17 protein-coding genes are annotated in these 20,427 nt (G+C 68.5%); 8 read left to right on the forward strand and 9 right to left on the reverse strand.

What is annotated here, in order from left to right; translation table 11 throughout:
* Positions 1 to 91: 91 nt before the first annotated feature.
* From CY652_RS15655 to can, 3 genes are all read right to left on the reverse strand, one after another.
* The gene (locus tag CY652_RS15655) at positions 92 to 1,360 is read right to left on the reverse strand and encodes a dienelactone hydrolase family protein (protein WP_258002334.1); all 1,269 of its coding nucleotides are present in this window, start codon (positions 1,358 to 1,360) and stop codon (positions 92 to 94) included.
* Between the two features lie 605 nt (positions 1,361 to 1,965).
* A complete protein-coding gene (locus CY652_RS15660; protein ID WP_102131631.1) occupies positions 1,966 to 2,418 on the reverse strand; it encodes a YchJ family protein in 453 nt (150 codons plus the stop codon).
* A gap of 297 nt (positions 2,419 to 2,715) precedes the next feature.
* Positions 2,716 to 3,483 (reverse strand): carbonate dehydratase, encoded by a 768-nt coding sequence (can, locus tag CY652_RS15665; protein ID WP_102131632.1) that lies wholly within the window; start codon positions 3,481 to 3,483, stop codon positions 2,716 to 2,718.
* A 488-nt stretch (positions 3,484 to 3,971) separates the two neighbouring features.
* Between can and CY652_RS15670 the strand changes: the two genes are divergently transcribed.
* Positions 3,972 to 5,045: an MBL fold metallo-hydrolase gene (locus tag CY652_RS15670; RefSeq protein ID WP_102131633.1), complete on the forward strand. Its 1,074-nt coding sequence runs from the start codon at positions 3,972 to 3,974 to the stop codon at positions 5,043 to 5,045.
* A gap of 37 nt (positions 5,046 to 5,082) precedes the next feature.
* Here CY652_RS15670 and lolA read toward each other — a convergent pair whose 3' ends face one another.
* Together lolA and CY652_RS15680 are read right to left on the reverse strand one after the other, a co-directional pair.
* The gene (lolA, locus tag CY652_RS15675; RefSeq protein WP_102131634.1) at positions 5,083 to 5,793 is read right to left on the reverse strand and encodes an outer membrane lipoprotein chaperone LolA; all 711 of its coding nucleotides are present in this window, start codon (positions 5,791 to 5,793) and stop codon (positions 5,083 to 5,085) included.
* An 81-nt stretch (positions 5,794 to 5,874) separates the two neighbouring features.
* The gene (locus CY652_RS15680) at positions 5,875 to 8,190 is read right to left on the reverse strand and encodes a DNA translocase FtsK (RefSeq protein WP_102131635.1); all 2,316 of its coding nucleotides are present in this window, start codon (positions 8,188 to 8,190) and stop codon (positions 5,875 to 5,877) included.
* Positions 8,191 to 8,210: 20 nt separating this feature from the next.
* Here CY652_RS15680 and CY652_RS24080 point away from each other — a divergent pair, with 20 nt between their 5' ends.
* From CY652_RS24080 to CY652_RS15695, 4 genes are all read left to right on the forward strand, one after another.
* Complete coding sequence (locus CY652_RS24080) at positions 8,211 to 8,528, forward strand: hypothetical protein (protein WP_146010116.1); 318 nt, start codon at positions 8,211 to 8,213, stop codon at positions 8,526 to 8,528.
* An 83-nt stretch (positions 8,529 to 8,611) separates the two neighbouring features.
* Positions 8,612 to 9,607: a thioredoxin-disulfide reductase gene (trxB, locus tag CY652_RS15685; RefSeq protein ID WP_102131636.1), complete on the forward strand. Its 996-nt coding sequence runs from the start codon at positions 8,612 to 8,614 to the stop codon at positions 9,605 to 9,607.
* Positions 9,608 to 9,931: 324 nt separating this feature from the next.
* The gene (locus CY652_RS15690) at positions 9,932 to 10,723 is read left to right on the forward strand and encodes a Smr/MutS family protein (RefSeq protein ID WP_102131637.1); all 792 of its coding nucleotides are present in this window, start codon (positions 9,932 to 9,934) and stop codon (positions 10,721 to 10,723) included.
* A 35-nt stretch (positions 10,724 to 10,758) separates the two neighbouring features.
* Positions 10,759 to 11,364 carry a trimeric intracellular cation channel family protein gene (locus tag CY652_RS15695; protein ID WP_102131638.1) on the forward strand — a complete coding sequence of 202 codons (606 nt, stop codon included), beginning with the start codon at positions 10,759 to 10,761 and terminating at the stop codon, positions 11,362 to 11,364.
* Positions 11,365 to 11,418: 54 nt separating this feature from the next.
* Here the strand turns inward: CY652_RS15695 and CY652_RS15700 are convergent, their stop codons facing one another.
* From CY652_RS15700 to CY652_RS15715, 4 genes are all read right to left on the reverse strand, one after another.
* Positions 11,419 to 12,537, reverse strand: coding sequence for an ABC transporter ATP-binding protein (locus tag CY652_RS15700; protein ID WP_102131639.1), 1,119 nt, complete (start codon positions 12,535 to 12,537; stop codon positions 11,419 to 11,421).
* Positions 12,538 to 12,642: 105 nt separating this feature from the next.
* Entirely contained in the window at positions 12,643 to 13,500 is an 858-nt protein-coding gene (locus tag CY652_RS15705; protein WP_180970630.1) for a carbohydrate ABC transporter permease, read from the reverse strand.
* Positions 13,490 to 14,368, reverse strand: coding sequence for a carbohydrate ABC transporter permease (locus tag CY652_RS15710; protein ID WP_102131664.1), 879 nt, complete (start codon positions 14,366 to 14,368; stop codon positions 13,490 to 13,492). The genes CY652_RS15705 and CY652_RS15710 overlap by 11 nt, the downstream gene beginning before the upstream one ends.
* 142 nt (positions 14,369 to 14,510) lie before the next feature.
* A complete protein-coding gene (locus tag CY652_RS15715) occupies positions 14,511 to 15,758 on the reverse strand; it encodes an ABC transporter substrate-binding protein (RefSeq protein WP_102131641.1) in 1,248 nt (415 codons plus the stop codon).
* Positions 15,759 to 16,279: 521 nt separating this feature from the next.
* On the opposite strand from CY652_RS15715, the gene zwf reads away from it, so the two are divergent.
* Genes zwf through CY652_RS15730 form a run of 3 tightly spaced genes read left to right on the forward strand, consistent with a single transcriptional unit; the run spans position 16,280 to position 20,380 of the window.
* Complete coding sequence (gene zwf, locus CY652_RS15720) at positions 16,280 to 17,740, forward strand: glucose-6-phosphate dehydrogenase (RefSeq protein ID WP_102131642.1); 1,461 nt, start codon at positions 16,280 to 16,282, stop codon at positions 17,738 to 17,740.
* A 47-nt stretch (positions 17,741 to 17,787) separates the two neighbouring features.
* Complete coding sequence (gene pgl / locus CY652_RS15725) at positions 17,788 to 18,486, forward strand: 6-phosphogluconolactonase (RefSeq protein WP_102131643.1); 699 nt, start codon at positions 17,788 to 17,790, stop codon at positions 18,484 to 18,486.
* Positions 18,464 to 20,380 carry a bifunctional transcriptional regulator/glucokinase gene (locus tag CY652_RS15730; RefSeq protein ID WP_102131644.1) on the forward strand — a complete coding sequence of 639 codons (1,917 nt, stop codon included), beginning with the start codon at positions 18,464 to 18,466 and terminating at the stop codon, positions 20,378 to 20,380. The genes pgl and CY652_RS15730 overlap by 23 nt, the downstream gene beginning before the upstream one ends.
* The last annotated feature ends 47 nt before the right edge of the window (positions 20,381 to 20,427 follow it).

The raw sequence follows: 20,427 nt of genomic DNA on the forward strand, positions 1-20,427 counted from the left end.
GGGCAAAACGGGGATCGACAGGAAACGCGAAGAAACGGGGGAAGCGGAGGAAAGCGGAAACGAGCCGGCCGGAAACCGGACCGGCCCCGAACTAGCGGCTTGCCAGTGCGTGCGCCGCGCCGCCGTCGGCGGGCGCCGCCGGAGCGGCCGCCGTCGCCGTCGACGAGTCCTGCCACACGACGGTGTCGTTGACCGCGTAGAGACGGCACGGGTCGCTGCTGCGCTTCTGGCAATTGGCGACGGCGACGGCCATCGGATCGTCGCCGCCCTCGGCCCACGACCAGGCGCCGGAATTCGACACGGCAAACGCGCGGCTCGGGTATTGCTTCAGGAAGTTGCGATAGCCGCTGCGGCCCGCATCGTCGAGATACGGCACGGCGCCGATGGCGTCGAGGGCCGCGAAGCCGGTGCCGTTCGGAATGGCGGGCGTCCGCACGCGATACTGCACGGCGGTCGGCATGCCCACGCGCGCAAGGAACGCCTCGACGGGCGGCCACCAGATCCGCACGCCGTCCCGGTCGCCGACGAGCCGGTGCGCGTCGTCCTTGTACGCGCCGTAGTCGACCATTTCGGCCTCGTCGGCGACAGGCTCGCCCTTCGCGGCCTGTGCGTCGCGATAGGCCGCGAACATCCGCGTCACGAGCGAGGCCGACCAGACCGAGTCGTTGTCGCCGTACAGCCAGAGCGAGGGCACGCCCGTCCTGCCGCCGTAGTCGCCGAACGCCCCGGTCAGATTGTCCTGCCAGCCCGCACAGGCGTCCTGGCGCAGGCCGCCCGAGAAGTTGATGAGCGCCCGCACGCCGGCCGCCGCCTCGGTGCCGTAGGCGATCGTCGCAAGGCCGCCGTGCGAGGTGCCCGCCACGACGATGTGCTGCGCGTCGACGTAGGGCTGTTTCGACATGTAGTCGATCGTCGTCGCAACGTCGGACGCCTGGCCGATGCCGTTGCGCTCGACGTCGCAGCCGTCCTGCTCGTAGCGGCCGCCCGACTGCGCGAAGCCGCGCCGGTTCGGCGCGACCACGACATAGCCGCGACGCACGAACTCGCGCGCGAACGACAGCGGATCGCTGCGCGCCTGGTCGCGGGGATCGCCCGGCATCTTGCCGTGATTGAACACGACCATCGGGAACGGGCCCGGGCCGCTGGGACGATAGATCGTGGTTTCGAGCGTCACGTCGCCGGAGGCATCGGCAGGAATGCGAATGATCTGCTCGTTCATGTCGGCCGGCACGGCGGGCAGATACGTATCGTCGAGCGTGAGGGGCTGAACCTGCGCGCTGGCGAGCGGCCCGCGAACCGGCTGGGCGGAGGCTTCCGGCGGCGCATCGCCGACGGACGGCTGCGCGTGCGCGACAGGCATCAGGCACCCTATCGCGCCTGCCACCGCCCATCCCGCCAGAACTTGCCTGAACGTCCCGTACCCCGTCATACGCCCCACCAACCCCGTTCCCGTGCCCTGTCGCGCGCCGCGACGGCCACTTCCGCAAAATCGTCCCGCCCTGCTCGGGACACAAAAAAAAACCCACCGCGCGTGCGCGCTGGCGGGCACGCGTCGATCAAGACCCATTCGGGGAAAGACAAAACCGGCCAACAACCGCTACGGCGCCGCCCGGCGAACCGGCAACGCTGTCGCCGACCGTCGTTCCGGCTGCGGGCTATCCGCAAGGACAGCGAACCGGACCGACGCGGCGCTACCTGCGAGCGCCGTGGGGGCATCCTCGCACGACAAATTTGATTTGTGCAATCCCGGCGTAAACCCGGCGCGACGCGTGACAGTTCAGCGTCTTTTGATGAATGCCCGATGAAAACGAGCCATTTCGCAAGGGCAACCGGCCGCAATGGCGGCGAAAAGCGCCCGCGAGCGCCTGACGCGCGCATGCCGGCCGGCATGGCGCGTCATCGACGGTAAAAAGGGCGGGACGCGTCGCGAGCCGGCGAGAGACGCCGGCGCAGGAACGCGAGCGCTCAGCCGACGCGCTCGTCGCGGTCCACGTAGCGCCAGCGGCCATCCTCGCCGCGCGTGAAACGGCTCAGCTCGTGCAGCCGCGACGCGCGTCCGCCGATCTTGTAACGGGCCACGAACTCGACTTCCGCATGGGCATCGTCGAACTGCTCGTGGCGCCTGACCGTCAGGCCGAGCCAGCGCGGCACATCGGGATCGGCGAAATCGGCCTCCAGATCGGCGGGACAGGTCTGCGGCGCCCAGGTCGCGCGCAGCCAGGCCGTGTCCTTGAGCACGTAGGCGCTGTAGCGCGAGCGCATCAGTTCGAGCGCCGTAGACGGCCGCGCACCGCCTTCGATGAAACGTCCGCAGCACTCGGCGTAGCGTGGCGGCTTCGTCCCCGATTTCAGACCGGGCGCGGCGCCGCCGCAGGGACAATCGATCGGTCTCGCTTCCGGAGCGGCCCTGTTTTTCATGACGACGAGAAATCGATGGGAAATGGAACGAACGGAACCCGAAACGCCACGTCGCGGCCTACCAGCGGGGTTCTGTGTCGTCGTACCGGACGTCGAGCCCGAACGTGTTCGCGCCGAGCGCCGCCAACCCAGCCAGCGCCGCCACGTTGCGCGGTCGCCAGCACGCGCCGGTCATCGTGTGCGGACTGGCGCGCGAATTCGCGACCCCAACCCCGCAAAGCGCCCGCGCCCGGCACCGTCCTCCCCGCCGCCCGCGTCGACGCGCCCAGCCGTACCGGCCCGGTGCCCGCCACCGGCTCACTCATGCCGGGGTTCCTTGACGCCCCCGCCGACGATGGCGGGCACGTCGCCGAGCTTCGCGGCGTCGGCAGCCACCACGTCGTTGTGGGCCTCGTGCGCGCGGCTCGCCGACACGCCCGCCACGCAGCGCTCGTAGGCCGCCTGGAGCGCTTCGGGCGCGTCGATCGTCATGCCCAGGTTGCGCATGCGGCCATCGTGCACGCCGTAGGCCCAGCCGTGCACGGTGAGCGGCTGGCCGCGCGCCCAGGCGTCGTTGACGATGGTCGTGCGGCAGACGTTGACCACCTGCTCGATCGTGTTGAGCTCCACGAGCCGGCGATGGCGCGCCTCGCCGATCGGCCATTCCTCGAGCAGCGCCGCATGCTTGGCGCGCACGTCCTGCACGTGATGCAGCCAGTTGTCGGCCAGCCCGACGCGCCGTCCGTGCAGCGCCGCGCCGACGCCCGAGCAGCCATAGTGGCCGACCACCATGATGTGCTTGACGCGCAGCAGGTCGACCGCGAACTGGATCACCGAGAGGCAGTTCAGGTCCGAGTGCACGACGACGTTGGCGATGTTCCTGTGAACGAACACTTCGCCCGGCGGCAGGCCGATGATCTGGTTGGCCGGCACGCGCGAGTCGGAGCAGCCGATCCACAGGTACTCGGGCGCCTGTTGGTCGGCGAGACGCGAAAAATATTCGGGGTCCGCGGCCAGCCGGGTGGCGACCCACTTCTCGTTGTTCTCGAACAGATGCGCGAGCGGGTCTTCAGCGGGATTCGTCATGGTCGTAGCGAGTCGGTATATCGGAAACAGCGCAGGGGCTGCCCCTTCGTGTGTGGGAGAAAACGCGCGGCAGCGGGCCGGGCCGCGTTACCGGCAGGCCATCCCGGCCGTTACCGCGTCGCCCATCCAGCCCCCCCCGTGGCACATTGCGGCGCCCGCCCTTACGTCGTCTTTGCGCTGCCTTTGCATTTACGCCGCCGACAACGCCCGCCAGCGCGGACACCGTGCCGGCCGGCGACGCGTGAAAGTCGGACAGGATTGCGGATTTCGGAGGCGGGCTCGCGCACCGGATTCGTTCCGGCGTTCGTCGCATCGCGGCACGGCCGGGCGGGGGACGATAGAATCGGCGTTTACGTTATCGTCAACCGCCGGCTTGCGCAACCGTCGCGCCGGTGCCGCCAATCCGGAGCCCCCGGAGAGGCAGGCCCGGCGACCCCGGCCGATCGAAACCCGCCGGGCCGGACAGGAGACAGGAGAACGCCCCCGCAATGAACGCGCTCGAACACCAGTTGAACTACCCGTTCGCCGACACGCTGCCGGAACCCGGGCACGTCCTCGACGTCGCGCCCGGCGTTCGCTGGCTGCGCATGCCGCTGCCGTTCGCACTCGATCACATCAACCTGTGGCTGCTGCGCGACGAGATCGACGGCCGGCCGGGCTGGACCGTCGTGGACTGCGGCATCGCCTCCGACACGATCCGGGCGCATTGGGAGCAGGTATTCGACCACGCGCTCGACGGCCTGCCGATGCTGCGCGTGATCGTCACGCACTGCCACCCTGACCACTTCGGGCTCGCGCACTGGCTCTGCGAGGGCGGCGAGCACGGCCGCTGGAACGTGCGGCTCTGGATGACGCTCGGCGAATACATGACGGGCCGCGTCATGGCCGCCGGCGACGGCTCGAACGCGGGCGGAGAAGGCGCGATGCACCACTTCGCGCGCCACGGGCTGACCGACGAGGCCTCGCTCGAAAAGCTGCGCGACCGTCACGGCTATTACCCGAACCTCGTGCCGGACGTGCCGGGTCAGTACCGCCGGCTGCGCGAGGGCGACGCCGTCGCGATCGGTCCGCGCCGCTGGCGCGTCGTCACGGGCTTCGGGCATTCGCCCGAGCACTGCGCGCTCCATTGCGAGGAAACCGGCGTGCTGATCTCGGGCGACATGGTGTTGCCGCGCATCTCGACGAACGTGTCGGTGTTCGGCATGGAGCCCGAGGGCAATTCGCTCGGCCTGTATCTGGAATCGCTCGGCCGCTATGAGACGATGCCCGCCGACACGCTCGTGCTGCCCTCGCACGGCAAGCCGTTCCGCGGCCTGCACACGCGCATCGCGCAGTTGCGCGCGCATCACGACGCGCGCCTCGCCGAGGTGCTCGAAGCCTGCGCGAAGCGGCCCCACAGCGCGGCCGACATCGTGCCGATCATGTTCAAGCGCGAGCTCGACATTCACCAGATGACGTTCGCGATGGGCGAGGCGCTCGCCCATCTGCATCTGCTCTGGCTGTCGGGGCGCCTCGGCCGCGCGACCGGCGACGACGGCGTGATCCGCTTCGGTCGCGTCTGACGCGAAAAGGCCGCCCCGGGACGAAGCGGCCCGTCGCTCAGCCGTTGATGACGTCCGCGCCCTTCGGCACGACGAACTTGAACGTCCCGGCCGGCAGATCCGGATTCTTCTGGATGTCGGAGAAGGTCAGCAGCGTCACGTTGCCGAACACGTCGTGCAGCTCCATCGCCTCGAGGTTGCCGTCGCGAAAGCCGATGCCGACGCTCTCGAACTGCGTGTCCTTCGACTTCGGCGTCAGCTCCAGCCAGTCGATGCCGTTCTTCACGCCCGCGTCGCTCAGCGTGAAGTTTTTCTCCAGATCGTTGCTGCCGAACAGGATCGCCGCCGGGCTCGCGCCGAGCGCGCCGCCCAGCTTGCGCACCGTCACCTGGTTGAGGTCCTTGTCGTAGACGTAGAAGTTCTCGCCGTCGGCCTGCAGCAATTGCTGATAAGGCTTGTCGTACGACCAGACGAACTTGCCGGGCCGCGCGAACGCGAACGTGCCGCTCGAGACGGCGTTGGCGCGCGTCGCCGCGATCAGCGCGCTGCTCGCGTCCTGGCCGCCCGTCGGCGCCTTCACCTCCCGCTGCACGAACGTGCCGCGCGCCGAATGGACCTGCGCGACGAACGCCTTCAGTTGCTCGGTGCCGCTCGCGAACGCGTGGGACGCCGCGAGCATCGAGGCGCACAGCGCGACGGCGCGCGCGGCGGCGCCCAACCAGCGGCCCGACCCGGCAAAACGGGCAGACTGCCCGGCATAGTGCTGCATGTACGACTCCCCATGATGGAAACAGAAAACGGACGAACGGCACGGACCGTACTGATGCCCGCGCGCGCGGCGGCGCACGGCCTAATCGGTCTCGCGCGCCGGCGCCAGGATCTCGCGGTTGCCGTTCGACGACATCGCCGACACCAGACCCGACTGCTCCATCTGTTCGAGCAGTCGCGCGGCGCGGTTGTAGCCGATGCGCAAGTGCCGCTGCACCAGCGAAATCGACGCGCGGCGATTCTTGATCACGACTTCGACGGCCTGGTCGTAGAGCGGATCGGACTCGTCGCCGGTGCCGCTCGCGCCGGCCGCGCCTTCGTCGCCCTCGCCCGCGGTGCCGCCTTCGAGGATGCCCTCGATGTAGTTCGGCTCGCCGTGCTCCCTGAGCTTCTCGACCACGCGGTGCACCTCCTCGTCGGAGACGAACGCGCCGTGCACGCGCACCGGCAGCCCGCTACCCGGCGGCAGGTAAAGCATGTCGCCCATGCCGAGCAGCGACTCGGCGCCCATCTGGTCGAGAATCGTGCGCGAATCGATCTTCGACGAGACCTGGAACGCCATGCGCGTCGGCACGTTGGCCTTGATGAGGCCCGTGATGACGTCGACGGACGGACGCTGCGTCGCAAGAATCAGGTGGATGCCGGCCGCGCGCGCCTTCTGCGCGATGCGCGCGATCAGCTCCTCGACCTTCTTGCCGACCACCATCATCAGGTCGGCCAGCTCGTCGATCACGACGACGATGTGCGGCAGCTTCGCGAGCGGCTCGGGGTCGTCGGGCGTGAGGCTGAACGGATTCGGCAGCTTCTCGTCGCGCTTCGCGGCCTCATCGATCTTGTTGTTGTAGCCCGCGAGGTTGCGCACGCCGAGCTTGCTCATGAGCTTGTAGCGGCGCTCCATCTCGGCGACGGTCCAGTTCAGCGCGTTGCCGGCCTGGCGCATGTCGGTGACGACGGGACACAGCAGATGCGCGATGCCCTCGTAGACGCTCATTTCGAGCATCTTCGGATCGATCAGGATGAGCCGCACCTGCTCGGCGCTCGCCTTGTAGAGCAGCGAGAGGATCATCGCGTTGATGCCGACCGACTTGCCCGAGCCGGTCGTGCCGGCCACGAGCAGGTGCGGCATCTTCGCGAGATCGGCGACGACGGGCTTGCCGCCGATGTCCTTGCCGAGCCCCATCGTCAGCGCCGAGGACGCGTCGGCGTAGACGGCCGAGCCGAGAATCTCGGAGAGGCGCACGGTCTGGCGGCGCGGGTTCGGCAACTCGAGCGCCATGTAGTTCTTGCCGGGAATCGTCTCGACCACGCGGATCGACACGAGCGAGAGCGAGCGAGCGAGGTCCTTCGCAAGGTTGACGATCTGGCTGCCCTTCACGCCCGTGGCCGGCTCGATCTCGTAGCGCGTGACGACGGGCCCCGGATACGCGGCGACCACGGCGACGTCCACGCCGAAGTCCTTGAGCTTCTTCTCGATCAGGCGCGAGGTGAATTCGAGCGTGTCGGCCGGGATCGACTCCTGCTTTTCGGGCGCGGGGTCGAGCAGCGAGACCGGCGGCAGCGTCGAGTCGCCCGGCAGATCGGTGAAGAGCGGCACCTGGCGCTCCTTCTCGACGCGCTCCGAGCGCGCCGGCGTGGCGACGGGCGGCACGATCGTCACCGGCTCGTGCTCCTCGATGATCTTCACGCGGTCGCGTTCGACGTTGCCCTCGCGCTTCACGGCGGCGGCCTCGCCGAGCTTGCGGTCGCGGCCCGCCTCGCGGCGCAGCTTCGCGAGCGTCACGGCCGAGATGATCGCGTCGCCGACCTGTTCGCAGACCGAAAGCCACGAGAACTGGAAGTAGAGCGACAGGCCGACCGCCAGCGCGACGAGCAGCGCCAGCGTGCCGCCCGTGAAGCCGAGCGCGTGCGAGACGCCGCGCGCGACGGCCTCGCCCACCACGCCGCCCGGCGCGCGCGGCAGCGGCACCTTGAGCGACCACATCCGCAGCGCCTCGATGCCGTCGCAGGCGAGCAGCACGAGCACGAACGAGAGCGCTTCGGCGAGCCAGCCGTGGCCGCGCGGCGCGTCGTCCTCGTCGGCGAGCGCCTCGTGGCGCGTGATGCGGCGATAGTTCGAGGCGATGTGCCGCCCGAGCAGCACGACCCACCAGTAGGCGGAAAGCCCGAACAGCAGGAGCAGGATGTCCGAAGTCCACGCGCCCACGCGGCCCGCCCAGTTCGAGATGTGGTCGACCTGCGCGGCGTGGGTCCAGCTCGGGTCGTGCCGGCTGTAGCTGATGAGCGCCATCAGCAGGAACACGCCGAGGGCGACCTGCAGAATCCAGCGGATTTCGGTGAACAGGCGCGACATGCGGTGCGGCAATGCCTGCGCCTGCGCGGAATAGGGAGCTTTGGCCATTGATCCTGTAAGGCTGATGCATGCGCGAACCGGCCGCGTTCGCCGAGTGGCGGGCGCGGCCGGCAGCGTCCGGTGCGGACTATTGTAAACAGGTTGAACCGGCCCCGGATGTAAATGACGGTAACGGGCAACAGCTTCGGCGCTTCGGCGGCCAAACCGGCCTGCCGAAGCGCCCCGACGTCCGCCCCACCCGCCCCGGCAAGACGACCGCCCGTGACGCCGGACCGCCGGACCCGGCATCCGTGGGGGACGGACCATGCAGCGAAAGCGCGGCTATCGCCTTGATCGTCAAGCTTCATGAAGCGGCAACGCCCGCGGCATTTATAATCGGGCACTGATGACCAACTGACTGAAGACGCACGATTCCCGCCGCAAGCGGCGGGCCGCTGGCCTCGCCAGCGCCTTTACACGGATTTCGACCATGTCTGCGACCAAACACGCCAAAGTCCTGATTCTCGGTTCCGGCCCCGCCGGCTACACCGCAGCCGTCTACGCGGCGCGCGCGAACCTCTCGCCGCTCCTCATCACCGGCCTCGCGCAGGGCGGCCAGCTCATGACCACGACCGACGTCGAGAACTGGCCCGCCGACCCGAACGGCGTGCAGGGCCCCGAACTGATGCAGCGTTTTCTCGAGCACGCGGAGCGCTTCAACACCGAAATCGTGTTCGACCACATCCACACCGCGAAGCTGGCCGAGAAGCCGATCCGCCTCGTCGGCGATTCGGGCGAGTACACCTGCGACGCGCTCATCATCGCGACGGGCGCCTCCGCGCAGTACCTGGGCCTGCCGAGCGAGGAGAAGTTCATGGGCCGCGGCGTATCGGCCTGCGCGACCTGCGACGGGTTCTTCTACCGGCAGCAGCACGTCGCCGTGATCGGCGGCGGCAACACGGCTGTCGAGGAAGCGCTCTACCTCGCGGGCATCGCGAAGAAGGTGACGGTGATCCACCGCCGCGACCGGTTCCGCGCCGAGCCGATCCTGATCGACCGCCTGCTCGACAAAGAGAAGGAAGGCGTCGTCGAGATCAAGTGGGAGCACGTGCTCGACGAAGTGAAGGGCGACGACTCGGGCGTGACCGGCCTGCGCATCAAGAACGCGAAGACGGGCACGAGCACCGACCTCGACCTGCAGGGCCTTTTCGTCGCGATCGGCCACAAGCCCAACACCGACATCTTCGAAGGCCAACTGGAGATGAAGAACGGCTACATCGTCACGAACGGCGGCCTGAACGGCAACGCGACCGGCACGAGCGTGTCGGGCGTGTTCGCGGCCGGCGACGTGCAGGATCACGTGTACCGCCAGGCGATCACGAGCGCCGGCACCGGCTGCATGGCCGCGCTCGATGCGCAGCGCTACCTCGAAAGCGTCCACGAGCTGAGCGGCGCGCACGTCATGAGCGCGGAAGCCGGCCGCTAATCGGCCTCCGGGCGGCGCCCCCCCCGCCGCTTCTTGCTCCTGCTGTCCCGCGGGAGGCCGTCCGGCCTCCCGTTTCTTTTCCCGCCTTTCTGCGCCTGCCCGCCGACGAGCGCGGCGCACGCGCCGCAAACGGCGACACGCCGCTAAAATAGCGCGCTGACGGTCCGCGGCGATCTCGCGTCGGCGGGCATCGGAGCCGTCCGCGGCCGGCTCGACGCCCGCGTCGTCGATATCGTCGAACGCCTGCGCCGCCCGTGCCATCCGGTCGGCTCATGCCGGCCGGATGGCCGAACCGAATCGAGTCGATCCTTCAAACGCCCTGTCATGCCGAAGAACGTGCCCCATCCGGGCGAGCCCAAACGTCCGCGCACGCCGAGCCCATCGGCGGCGGAACCGGCCGCGTCCCGGACGGCGGCGCCCTCCCCGACCGGCGGCAAGACGCCAGCCAACGGCGCGGCCGGACCGGACGACGGCTTCGCCGGCCTTGCCGGTCTGCGAAAGGCGCTCAAGGCCCAGACGCGGCAGCGCGAGCAGGCGCGCGCAGCCGCGGCGGCGGCCAGCGCCGAGGCGGCCGCCGACGCCGAACTCTTTCGCCGCGAAATCGGCGAAGTGGCGCCGCTCAACGCGGCGCCGCGCGTGCAGCCGCGACGCGAGCCGCCCGTCCCCGTCCCGCAGCAGACGCGGCTCGACGAGGAAGCGGTGCTGCACGAGGCGATCTCCGACGACTTCGACCCGGAAACGCTGCTCGACACCGACGAGTCGCTCTCCTATCACCGCCCCGGCGTGAGCCGCGAGGTCGTCCGCAAGCTGCGCCGCGGCACGTGGATCGTCCAGGCGCAGCTCGATCTGCACGGCATGCGCCGCGACGAGGCGCGCGAGGCACTGCAGACGTTCCTGCGCGAGGCCGGCAAGCGCGGCCTGCGCTGCGTGCGCGTCATCCACGGCAAGGGGCTCGGCTCGGTCGGCAGGGAGCCGGTTCTCAAGGGCAAGGTCCGCGCGTGGCTCGTGCAGAAGGAAGAGGTCATCGCCTTCTGCCAGGCGCGGCCGCACGACGGCGGCGCCGGCGCCGTGCTCGTGCTGCTGCAGCCGCGCGCCCCGCTCCACGCCGAACGCTGATCCAGAAGGCGCCCGTGCCCGACCATCCGCGACTGATGCTGGCGCTCTCCGCGCTGGAGACGATCGCGCTCTTCTCGTACGCGATCTCGGGCTTCATCGAGGCGCGCAAGCGCCGGCTCGACGCGGTCGGCACGTTCCTCGTCGCGATGGCCAGCGCGTTCGGCGGCGGCACGATGCGCGACGTGCTGCTCGAGCGGCGGCCGTTCTACTGGGTCGAGCACCAGAACTACGTGATCGCCATCTTCGCGATGTCGATCTTCGCGCCCATCGTGCTGAAGTGGATTTCGCTCGTGATCTCCGAGCGCGCGCTACTCGTCGCGGACGCGGTCGGGCTCGGCATCTTCAGCATCTCGGGCACCTCGCTGGCGCTCGACGACCACCTGCCGCGGTTCACGGCGATCATCATGGGCGTGCTGACCGGCGTGTCCGGCGGCGTGCTGCGCGACGTGCTCTGCAACGACGTGCCGCTGATCCTGCGCGACTCTCACCCCTACGCCACCTGCGCGTTCGCGGGCTGCGCGCTCTATCTGCTGCTCGCGCATCTGCGGCTCGACCCCGTCTACGACGTGCTCGTCTCGACGGCGTTCATCCTGATCGCGCGGCTCGTCACCTATCGCTTCGACGTCCGCCTGCCCCATTGAACGGACCGTCCCGGGTCCGCTCACGCCATGCCGGTCCCGGCACGCGAGCGGCACCTACGCGATCCGCGCTTCGCTCTGCGGATCGAACAGCACCGCCTTCGAGACGTCGAACAATAACGCCACGTTCGTGAGCGGCCGCACGTTCGCGCCGGGGTGAACGCGGCTCACCACGCGCTTACCGTTGATCTGCGCGAACACCATCGTATCGGGGCCGGTCGGCTCGATCACGTCGACGCGGACCGTGTGCGACTGCAACTCGCCGCCATGGCCGTCGTGCGCGCCGCGCGCGTCGGTGATGCGCTCCGGCCGCAGGCCGAGCACCACCTCGCGCCCTACCCACGACTGCACGCGGCCAGCCTCGAACGGCAGATTCAGCACGCCGCGCGCCACCCCCGTATCGAGCTCGATGCCGACGCCGGCGCCCTGCGCGACGAGCCGGCCCGCGATGAAGTTCATCGGCGGTGCGCCGATGAAGCCGGCCACGAACAGGTTGGCCGGCGAATCGTAGATGTCCTGCGGCGCGCCGAACTGCTGGACGACGCCGTCCTTCATCACCGCGATGCGGTCGCCGAGCGTCATCGCCTCGATCTGGTCATGCGTCACGTAGACGATCGTCGTGCCGAGGCGCTGGTGCAGCAGCTTGATCTCCGAGCGCATTTCGATGCGCAGCTTCGCGTCGAGGTTCGAAAGCGGCTCGTCGAACAGGAACATGACCGGGTCGCGCGCGAGCGCGCGACCCATCGCGACGCGCTGGCGCTGGCCGCCCGAGAGCTGACCTGGCTTGCGATCGAGCAGATGCTGGATCTGCAGCATGTTCGAGACGCGCTCGACGATCTGCACCTGCATGGCCTTCGGCACCTTGCGGATGTTCAGACCGAACGAGATGTTTTCGCGCACCGTCATCGACGGATAGAGCGCGTACGACTGGAACACCATCGCGATGTCGCGGTCCTTCGGCGACAGGTCGTTCACGACCTTGCCGTCGATGAGGATCTCGCCCTGCGTCACGGTTTCGAGCCCGGCGATCATGTTGAGCAGCGTCGACTTCCCGCAGCCCGAGCCGCCGACGAGAATCAGGAACTGGCCGTCCTCGATGTCGATGTCGACGCCCTTCAGGACGGGCACCCCGTTCGGGTAGGTCTTGTAGACGTCGCGAATGGAAAGGCTTGCCATGCTGTGAATCCTTTTAATCGGTGCGCGCTTCGCGCATGGGACCGGAGTTAGGCGCCATGGGGTCGGCGCAGGCGCCTGGACGCCGGCGTCGACCGGCCAGGCGCGTCAACCCTTCACCGCGCCCGCCGTCAGGCCGCGCACGAAGTAGCGGCCGGCGATCACGTAGACGAAAAGCGTAGGCAGCGCCGCGATGATCGCGCCGGCCATGTCGACGTTGTATTCCTTCACGCCCGTGGACGTATTGACGAGATTGTTCAACGCGACCGTGATCGGCATCGAGTCGACGCCCGAGAACACGATGCCGAACAGGAAGTCGTTCCAGATCTGCGTGAACTGCCAGATCAGGCAGACCATGAAGATGGGCAGCGAGAGCGGCAGCATGATGCGCGTGAAGATCAGGAAGAAGCCGGCGCCGTCGATGCGCGCGGCCTTCACGAGCTCGGCCGGCACGCTCACGTAGAAGTTGCGGAAGAACATGGTCGTGAACGCGATGCCGTAGACGACGTGCACGAGCACGAGGCCGGTCACCGTATTCGAGAGGCCGAAATAGCCCTCGAAGCGCGCCATCGGCAGCAGGATCGCCTGGAACGGGATGAAGCAGCCGACGAGCAGCATCGTGAAGAGCGCGTCGGCGCCGCGAAAGCGCCAGTGCGTGAGCACGTAGCCGTTGAACGCGCCGATCGCCGACGAGATCAGCACGGCCGGAATCGCCATGCGCACCGAGTTCATGAAGAACGGCCGCATGCCGTCGCAGCGTACGCCCGTGCAGGCCCCGCTCCAGGCCTTGAGCCACGGCGCGAAACTCGGGTGGGCCGGCAGCGTGAGCATGTTGCCGCGATGCAGTTCGTCGAGGTTCTTGAACGACGTCGAAAGCATCACGTAGAGCGGGAACAGGAAATACAGGGCGAACAGGATCAGGGCCGCATAGAGGCATGCGCGGCCGACGCTCATTTCAGGCTGCATGGCGCGTGCTCCTCGATTCCATGTACATCAGCGGCACGAGCACGGCCACGACGGTGGCGAGCATCATCATCGACGACGCGGCGCCAACGCCGAGCTGCCCGCGGTTGAACGAGAACGTGTACATGAAGATGGCCGGCAACGACGAGGCCGTGCCCGGCCCGGCTGCCGTCAGCGCCACGACGAGGTCGAAGGTCTTGATCGTGATGTGGCAGAGGATCAGCAGCACCGAGAAGAACACGGGGCGCATGCCGGGAATCACGATCTTGCGGTAGATGGTCGGCAGCGTCGCGCCGTCGACCTGGGCGGCCTTGAAGATCTCGCTGTCCACGCCGCGCAGGCCCGCGAGGAAGAGCGCCATCACGAAGCCGGTCGACTGCCAGACCGCCGCGATCACGATGCAGAAGATCGCCTTGTCGGGGTCGTCGAGCCAGTCGAACGCGAAACCCGTCCAGCCCCAGTCGTGCAGCACGCGCTGCACGCCGAGGTCGGGGTTCAGGATCCACTGCCAGGCCGTGCCCGTCACGATGTACGAGAGCGCCATCGGATAGAGGAACACGGCGCGCAGCGCGCCCTCGCCGCGGATGCGCTGGTCGAGCAGGATCGCGAGCAGCAGGCCGAGCGCGACACAGACGACGATGAACGGCACGCCGAACCAGGCGAGGTTCGCGGCCGAGGTCCACCAGACCTCGTTGGCGAAGAGCTCGCGGTAGCGGGCGAGGCCGGCGAACCCGTAACGAGGCATCAGCCGCGAGTTCGACAGCGACAGGTAGCCGGTGATGAGAATGAAGCCGTAGACGAAGACGAGGCTCATCAGAATGCTGGGCGAAAGCACGAGCTTCGGCATCCAGCGGTCTGCGAGCGCCGCCATCGTCGACGGGCGGCGGGAGGCGAAAGCGGCCGCCTTGTCCGCCTTGCCGTTACCGACAGAAAAAACCGTCACGGTTGTGCTCCTGAAACGGCGAGCCGCGCGCCGCCGCCCGAAAATCTCGCGCGGCGCGCCGGCATCGCGTCTACTTCGTCAGCGCGGCCCGCGCGAGCGCCTGAACGGCGCTCTTCGAGTCCTGCGTCGAGTTCATGAAGCGCGTCACGACATCGCTGATCGCGCCGGCCGTCGCGTCGGACTGCGCCATGCCGTGCGCGAGCGACGGCAGGTAGCCGCCCGCCTTGATCGCGACCTGCTCGTCCGCGTACGACTGTTTTCCGCAGGCGTCGAACTTGTCCATCGGCACGTCGAGCCGCACCGGGATCGACCCCTTGTAGAGGCTGAACTGCTCCTGGAAGGCCGGGCTCATGATCGTCTTCGCGAGCGCGAGCTGGCCCGGCGTCGCCTTCTCGTCGCCCTTCTGCTGGAAGAACACGAACGAATCGACGTTGAACGTGTAGGCCTTCTCCGTGCCCGGCACCGGCGCGCAGATGTAGTCCTTGCCCGGCTGCTTATTTGCGCCCGAGAACTCGCCCTTCGCCCAGTCGCCCATGAACTGCACGCCGGCCTTGCCGTTGATGACCATCGCCGTCGCGAGACTCCAGTCGCGGCCGGTGCGGCCGTTGTCCATGTACGACTCGATCTTGCGCACCGTATCGAACACGTTGACCATCTGCGGCGAAGTCAGCGTCTTCGGGTCGAGCTGGACGATCGCCTTGCGGTAGAAGTCCGCGCCCTGCGAGAGCACCACGTCCTCCCAGAGCGTCAGGTCCTGCCACGGCTGGCCGCCGGCCGCGACGGGCTGAATGCCCGCGGCCTTCAATTTGTCGGCGACGGCGAAGAATGCCGGCCACGTGGTCGGCACCTTCGCGCCGACCTTGTCGAGCGCGGCCTTGTTGAACCACATCCAGTTCACGCGATGCACCGAGAACGGCGCGGCGACGTAGTGGCCGTCCGCCTGGATGATGCGGTCGATCTCGGGCGGAAGGCTTTGCTTCCAGCCAGCCGTGACCGGATCGATCGGCACGAGCACGTCCTGCTGCGCCCACTCCTGGATCAGCGGGCCCTTGATCTGCGCCGCACCCGGCGCGTTGCCCGCGATCACCTGGGTCTTGAGGGCCGTCATGGCCGCGGCGCCCGCGCCGCCCGCCACCGCGAAGTCCTTCCAGACGTAGCCCTGCTTCTGCATGTCGTCCTTGAGCACGCCGACCGCCTTCGACTCGCCGCCCGAGGTCCACCAGTGCAGCACTTCGAGCGATTCGGCGGCCTGCGCCGCCGACGCGCCGCACACGAGACCGGCGGCGCACAGCGCGCCCATGATCGAACGGAATTTCATTGTTTGTCTCCTCCTGAAACCTGAACCAGAAACCAGCGGCCCCCATGTCTTCGGCATGTGGGAAAGCGGTGCAACGGGCACGACACGGGAACGGACCGGGCGCTGGAACGGCGTTTGCGAAGGCAAGGCCACGTGCCGGCGTCCGGCCGCGAGCCCTCAAGGGATGAGTTGTGATTCGGAATGCAACTGACTGTCTCCTCTTTTGCTTTTCGTCCGCGGCGCGGCGGATTGCCCGCACGCGCCGCGAATCCCGAAGGCCTCGCGCCCCTTTTCGCCCCGGCACACCGGACTCGCGCATCGACGGGCCCATTGTCCGTTAACATGAAGGGACGCGCGGTCCGCCGGAAAAACCGGGCAAACGCCGCGCAAGCAGCGTGCCGCTTGTGTTTTTCGTCGGATGGACGCTACCTGTCGAGCGGAATTGTAGTTAAACTACAATTCGGTGTCAAAAAAATATTTGTCGAACTACGGTTGCCGGAAATCCCGTCCAGCGGCCCTCCTGAACTGCCACGCGGAACGTCATGCAAACGGATTCGAGCTTCACCTTCGTTCTCTTCGGCGGCACCGGCGACCTGGCCATGCGCAAGATCCTGCCGGCGCTCTACGAGGCACACCGCTCGGGCATGCTCGCCGGCTCGGGCAGGATCGTCAGCGTTGCGCTCCACGAGGAGAACCGCGAGCACTACCTCGCCTGGGTGAACGGGCACGTGCGGCCGCACGTGTCGAAAGACGGCTTCGACGAGCAGGCATGGGCGAGCTTTCTCGAGCGCATCGTCTACGTGAAGCTCGACCTCTCGCGCGCCGACGACTTCCACGTGCTGCGCAAGGCCCTCGGCTCGTTGCCCGGCATTCGCGTGTTCTACCTCGCCACGGGCCCGTCGCTCTTCGTGCCGACCTGCCGCGCGCTCGCCGGCGTCGGCCTCAACGAAAACGCGCGCATCGTGCTCGAAAAGCCGCTCGGCTACGACCTGAAGTCGTCGAACGCGATCAACGACGCCGTGGGCGAAATCTTCGCCGAGGAGCAGATCTACCGGATCGACCACTACCTCGGCAAGGAGCCCGTGCAGAACCTGCTCGCGCTGCGCTTCGGCAACGCGCTGTTCGAGCCGCTGTGGCGCCGCGAATGGGTCGAGAGCATCCAGATCACGATCGCCGAGGAGCTCGGCGTGGAGGCGCGCGGCAACTTCTACGACAACACCGGGGCGCTGCGCGACATGGTGCAGAACCATCTGCTGCAATTGCTCTCGATCGTCGCGATGGAGCCTCCGCACTCGATGGACTCCGACTCGGTGCGCGACGAGAAGCTGCGCGTGCTGCGCGCGCTCAAGCCCGTGGACCCGCTCGACATCGCGAAGCTCGCCGTGCGCGGCCAGTACCAGGCCGGCGTGATCCGCGGCCAGGCGGTGCCGGCCTACGCGACCGAGCCGGGCGTAAAGCCCGACAGCCGCACCGAGACGTTCGTCGCGCTGAAGGTCGAGATCGAGAACTGGCGCTGGGCCGGCGTGCCGTTCTTCCTGCGCACGGGCAAGCGGCTCGGAGACCGCGTCGCGGAAATCGTCGTGAACTTCCGGCCGGTGCCGCATTCGGCGCTCGGCGCGCCGGCGCTGCGTCCGGGCTCGAACCGACTCGTGATCCGGCTGCAGCCCAACGAATCGATCCGGCTCTACTGCCTCGCGAAACAGCCCGGCGAGGGGATGAACCTCGCGAGCGTGCATCTCGACCTCGCGTTCGACCAGTTCTTCCGCGAAGGCCAGATGGAGGCGTACCAGCGCCTGCTGCTCGACGTGATCAACGGGCGCCTCGCGCTGTTCGTGCGGCGCGACGAGCAGGAGGCGGCGTGGAAATGGGTCGAGCCGATCCTGAACGAATGGGCGGGCTCGACGCGCGCGCCGAAGCCCTACGCGGCCGGCACCTGGGGGCCGGCGGCCTCGGGCGCGCTGCTCGCCCAGCACGGCACCTGCTGGCTCGAAGAAGAGAACTGAATGAGACACCCTGCAAATCAACAACAACGCCGCGGCATGGAGGAAAAGTGATCGAGCTTCACGCTTTCGACGACGCGCGCGCGCAGTCCGATGCGCTGGCGCGGGCGGTGGGCGACGCGCTGCGCGCGTCGCTCGGCACCCCGACGACATCGGGCGGCAAGCGGCGCGCCACATTCGCCGTCTCGGGCGGCACGAGCCCACGACCGTTTCTGACGGCGCTGTCGTCCCACGCGTTCGACTGGAGCGAGATCGACGTCACGCTCGTCGACGACCGCTGGGTGCCGGAGACGGATGCGGCCAGCAACGCGCGCCTCGTGCACGAGACGCTGCTGCGCAACGCCGCCGCGAACGCGCGTTTTCTGCCGCTCGTCGATACGACGGCGACGCTCGAGGCGCGCATCGCCGCGCTCAACGCCGACCCGGCGCGCGCGCTGCCCGACGTCGCCGTGCTCGGCATGGGCGAGGACGGTCACACGGCTTCGATCTTCGCGGACGCGCCCGAATGGCGCGAGGCCATCACGACCTCGCAGCGGTTCGTCGCCGTGCATCCGGCGAGCGCGCCCCACGCGCGCGTGAGCTGGTCGCTCCACGCGCTGCGCGAGATCGGGCGGCTCTTCCTGCTGATCGCGGGCGAGCACAAGCTCGCCGTGCTGCAGCGGGCCGCCGCGACCGCCGAAGAAAACGCGATTTCGAAACTGGCAAACGACAAGGGAGTACGACTCGATGTCTACTGGTGTGCCCACTAGAGCTGCCCCGAGCACGGGCCAGCACGCCGACGGACCGAGGCTGCTCGCCGACATCGGCGGAACCAACGCGCGCTTCGCGCTCGAGGCCGGCCCCGGCGACATCGGCGCGATCCACGTATATCCGTGCGCCGACTACCCGGGCGTCGCCGAGGTCATCCGGCAATATCTGCGCGATGCGAAGATCGAGCGCGTCAACCACGCGGCGATCGCGATCGCCAACCCGGTCGACGGCGACGAAGTGCGCATGACCAACCACGACTGGACCTTCTCGATCGAGGCCACGCGCCGCGCGCTCGGCTTCGACACGCTGCTCGTCGTCAACGACTTCACCGCGCTCGCCATGGCGGTGCCGGGCCTCACCGAGGCGCAGCGCGTCCAGGTCGGCGGCGGCGAGCGCCGGCAGCACAGCGTGATCGGCCTGCTCGGGCCGGGCACGGGCCTCGGCGTGTCGGGCCTCATTCCCGCCGACGACCGCTGGATCGCGCTCGGCAGCGAGGGCGGCCATGCGAGCTTCGCGCCCCAGGACGAGCGCGAGGACCTCGTGATGCAGTACGCGCGCAAGAAGTGGCCGCACGTGTCGTTCGAGCGCGTGTGCGCCGGGCCCGGCATCGAACTGATCTACCGCGCGCTCGCCGGGCGCGAGAACAAGCGTCCGGCCGCGTCGCTCGACACGGCGGGCGTCGTCAAGCGCGCGCAGGACGGCGAGGCGCTCGCGCTCGAGACGGTCGACTGCTTCTGCGGCATTCTCGGCAACTTCGCGGGCAACATCGCCGTGACGCTCGGCGCGCTCGGCGGCATCTACATCGGCGGCGGCGTGGTGCCGCGTCTCGGCGAACTGTTCGGGCGCTCGCCGTTCCGCGCGCGCTTCGAGGAGAAGGGCCGCTTCACGTCGTACCTCGCGAACGTGCCGACCTACGTGATCACCGCCGAATACCCGGCCTTCCTCGGCGTCTCAGCGATTCTCGCCGAGCAGTTGTCGAACCGGCCGGGCGGCGCCTCGTCGGCCGTATTCGAGCGCATCCGCCAGATGCGCAACGCGCTCACGCCGGCCGAGCGCCGCGTGGCCGACCTCGCGCTCGACCATCCGCGCTCGATCATCAACGACCCGATTGTCGACATCGCGCGCAAGGCCGACGTGAGCCAGCCGACCGTGATCCGCTTCTGCCGCTCACTCGGCTGCCAGGGGCTGTCCGACTTCAAGCTCAAGCTCGCGACCGGCCTGACCGGCACGATTCCGGTGAGCCACAGCCAGGTGCATCTCGGCGACACGGCCACCGACTTCGGCGCGAAAGTGCTCGACAACACCGTCTCGGCGATCCTGCAGTTGCGCGAGCACCTGAACTTCGAGCACGTCGAGACGGCGCTCGACCTGCTCGCCGGCGCGCGCCGCATCGAGTTCTACGGGCTCGGCAACTCGAACATCGTCGCGCAGGATGCGCACTACAAGTTCTTCCGTTTCGGCATTCCGACCATCGCCTACGGCGACCCTTACATGCAGGCGGCGTCGGCAGCGCTGCTCGGTAAGGGCGACGTGGTGGTCGCCGTGTCGAAGGCGGGCCGCGCGCAGGAACTGCTGCGCGCAGTCGACGTCGCACTGCAGACCGGCGCGAAGGTAATCGCGATCACCTCGAGCAACACGCCGCTCGCCAAGCGCGCGACCGTCGCGCTCGAAACCGATCACATCGAGATACGCGAGTCGCAGCTATCGATGATCTCGCGCATCCTGCACCTGCTGATGATCGACATCCTCGCCGTCGGCGTCGCGATTCGCCGGGCCTCGCCCGAGGCGAACGTCAACGGCGCCCTCTCCCGCGTGCGCCGGCATGCCGACGAGGACACGACCGCCGTGCTCGACTGGCTGAGCCACGGCGCGTCGTCCACGCTAGAAGAATAGCCGCAGCACGATGCGGGGCGGTCCGGTTCGCCGGGCCGCCGCTTTCG

This window comes from Burkholderia sp. WAC0059, from assembly GCF_002870125.1.
Lineage (GTDB): Bacteria > Pseudomonadota > Gammaproteobacteria > Burkholderiales > Burkholderiaceae > Paraburkholderia.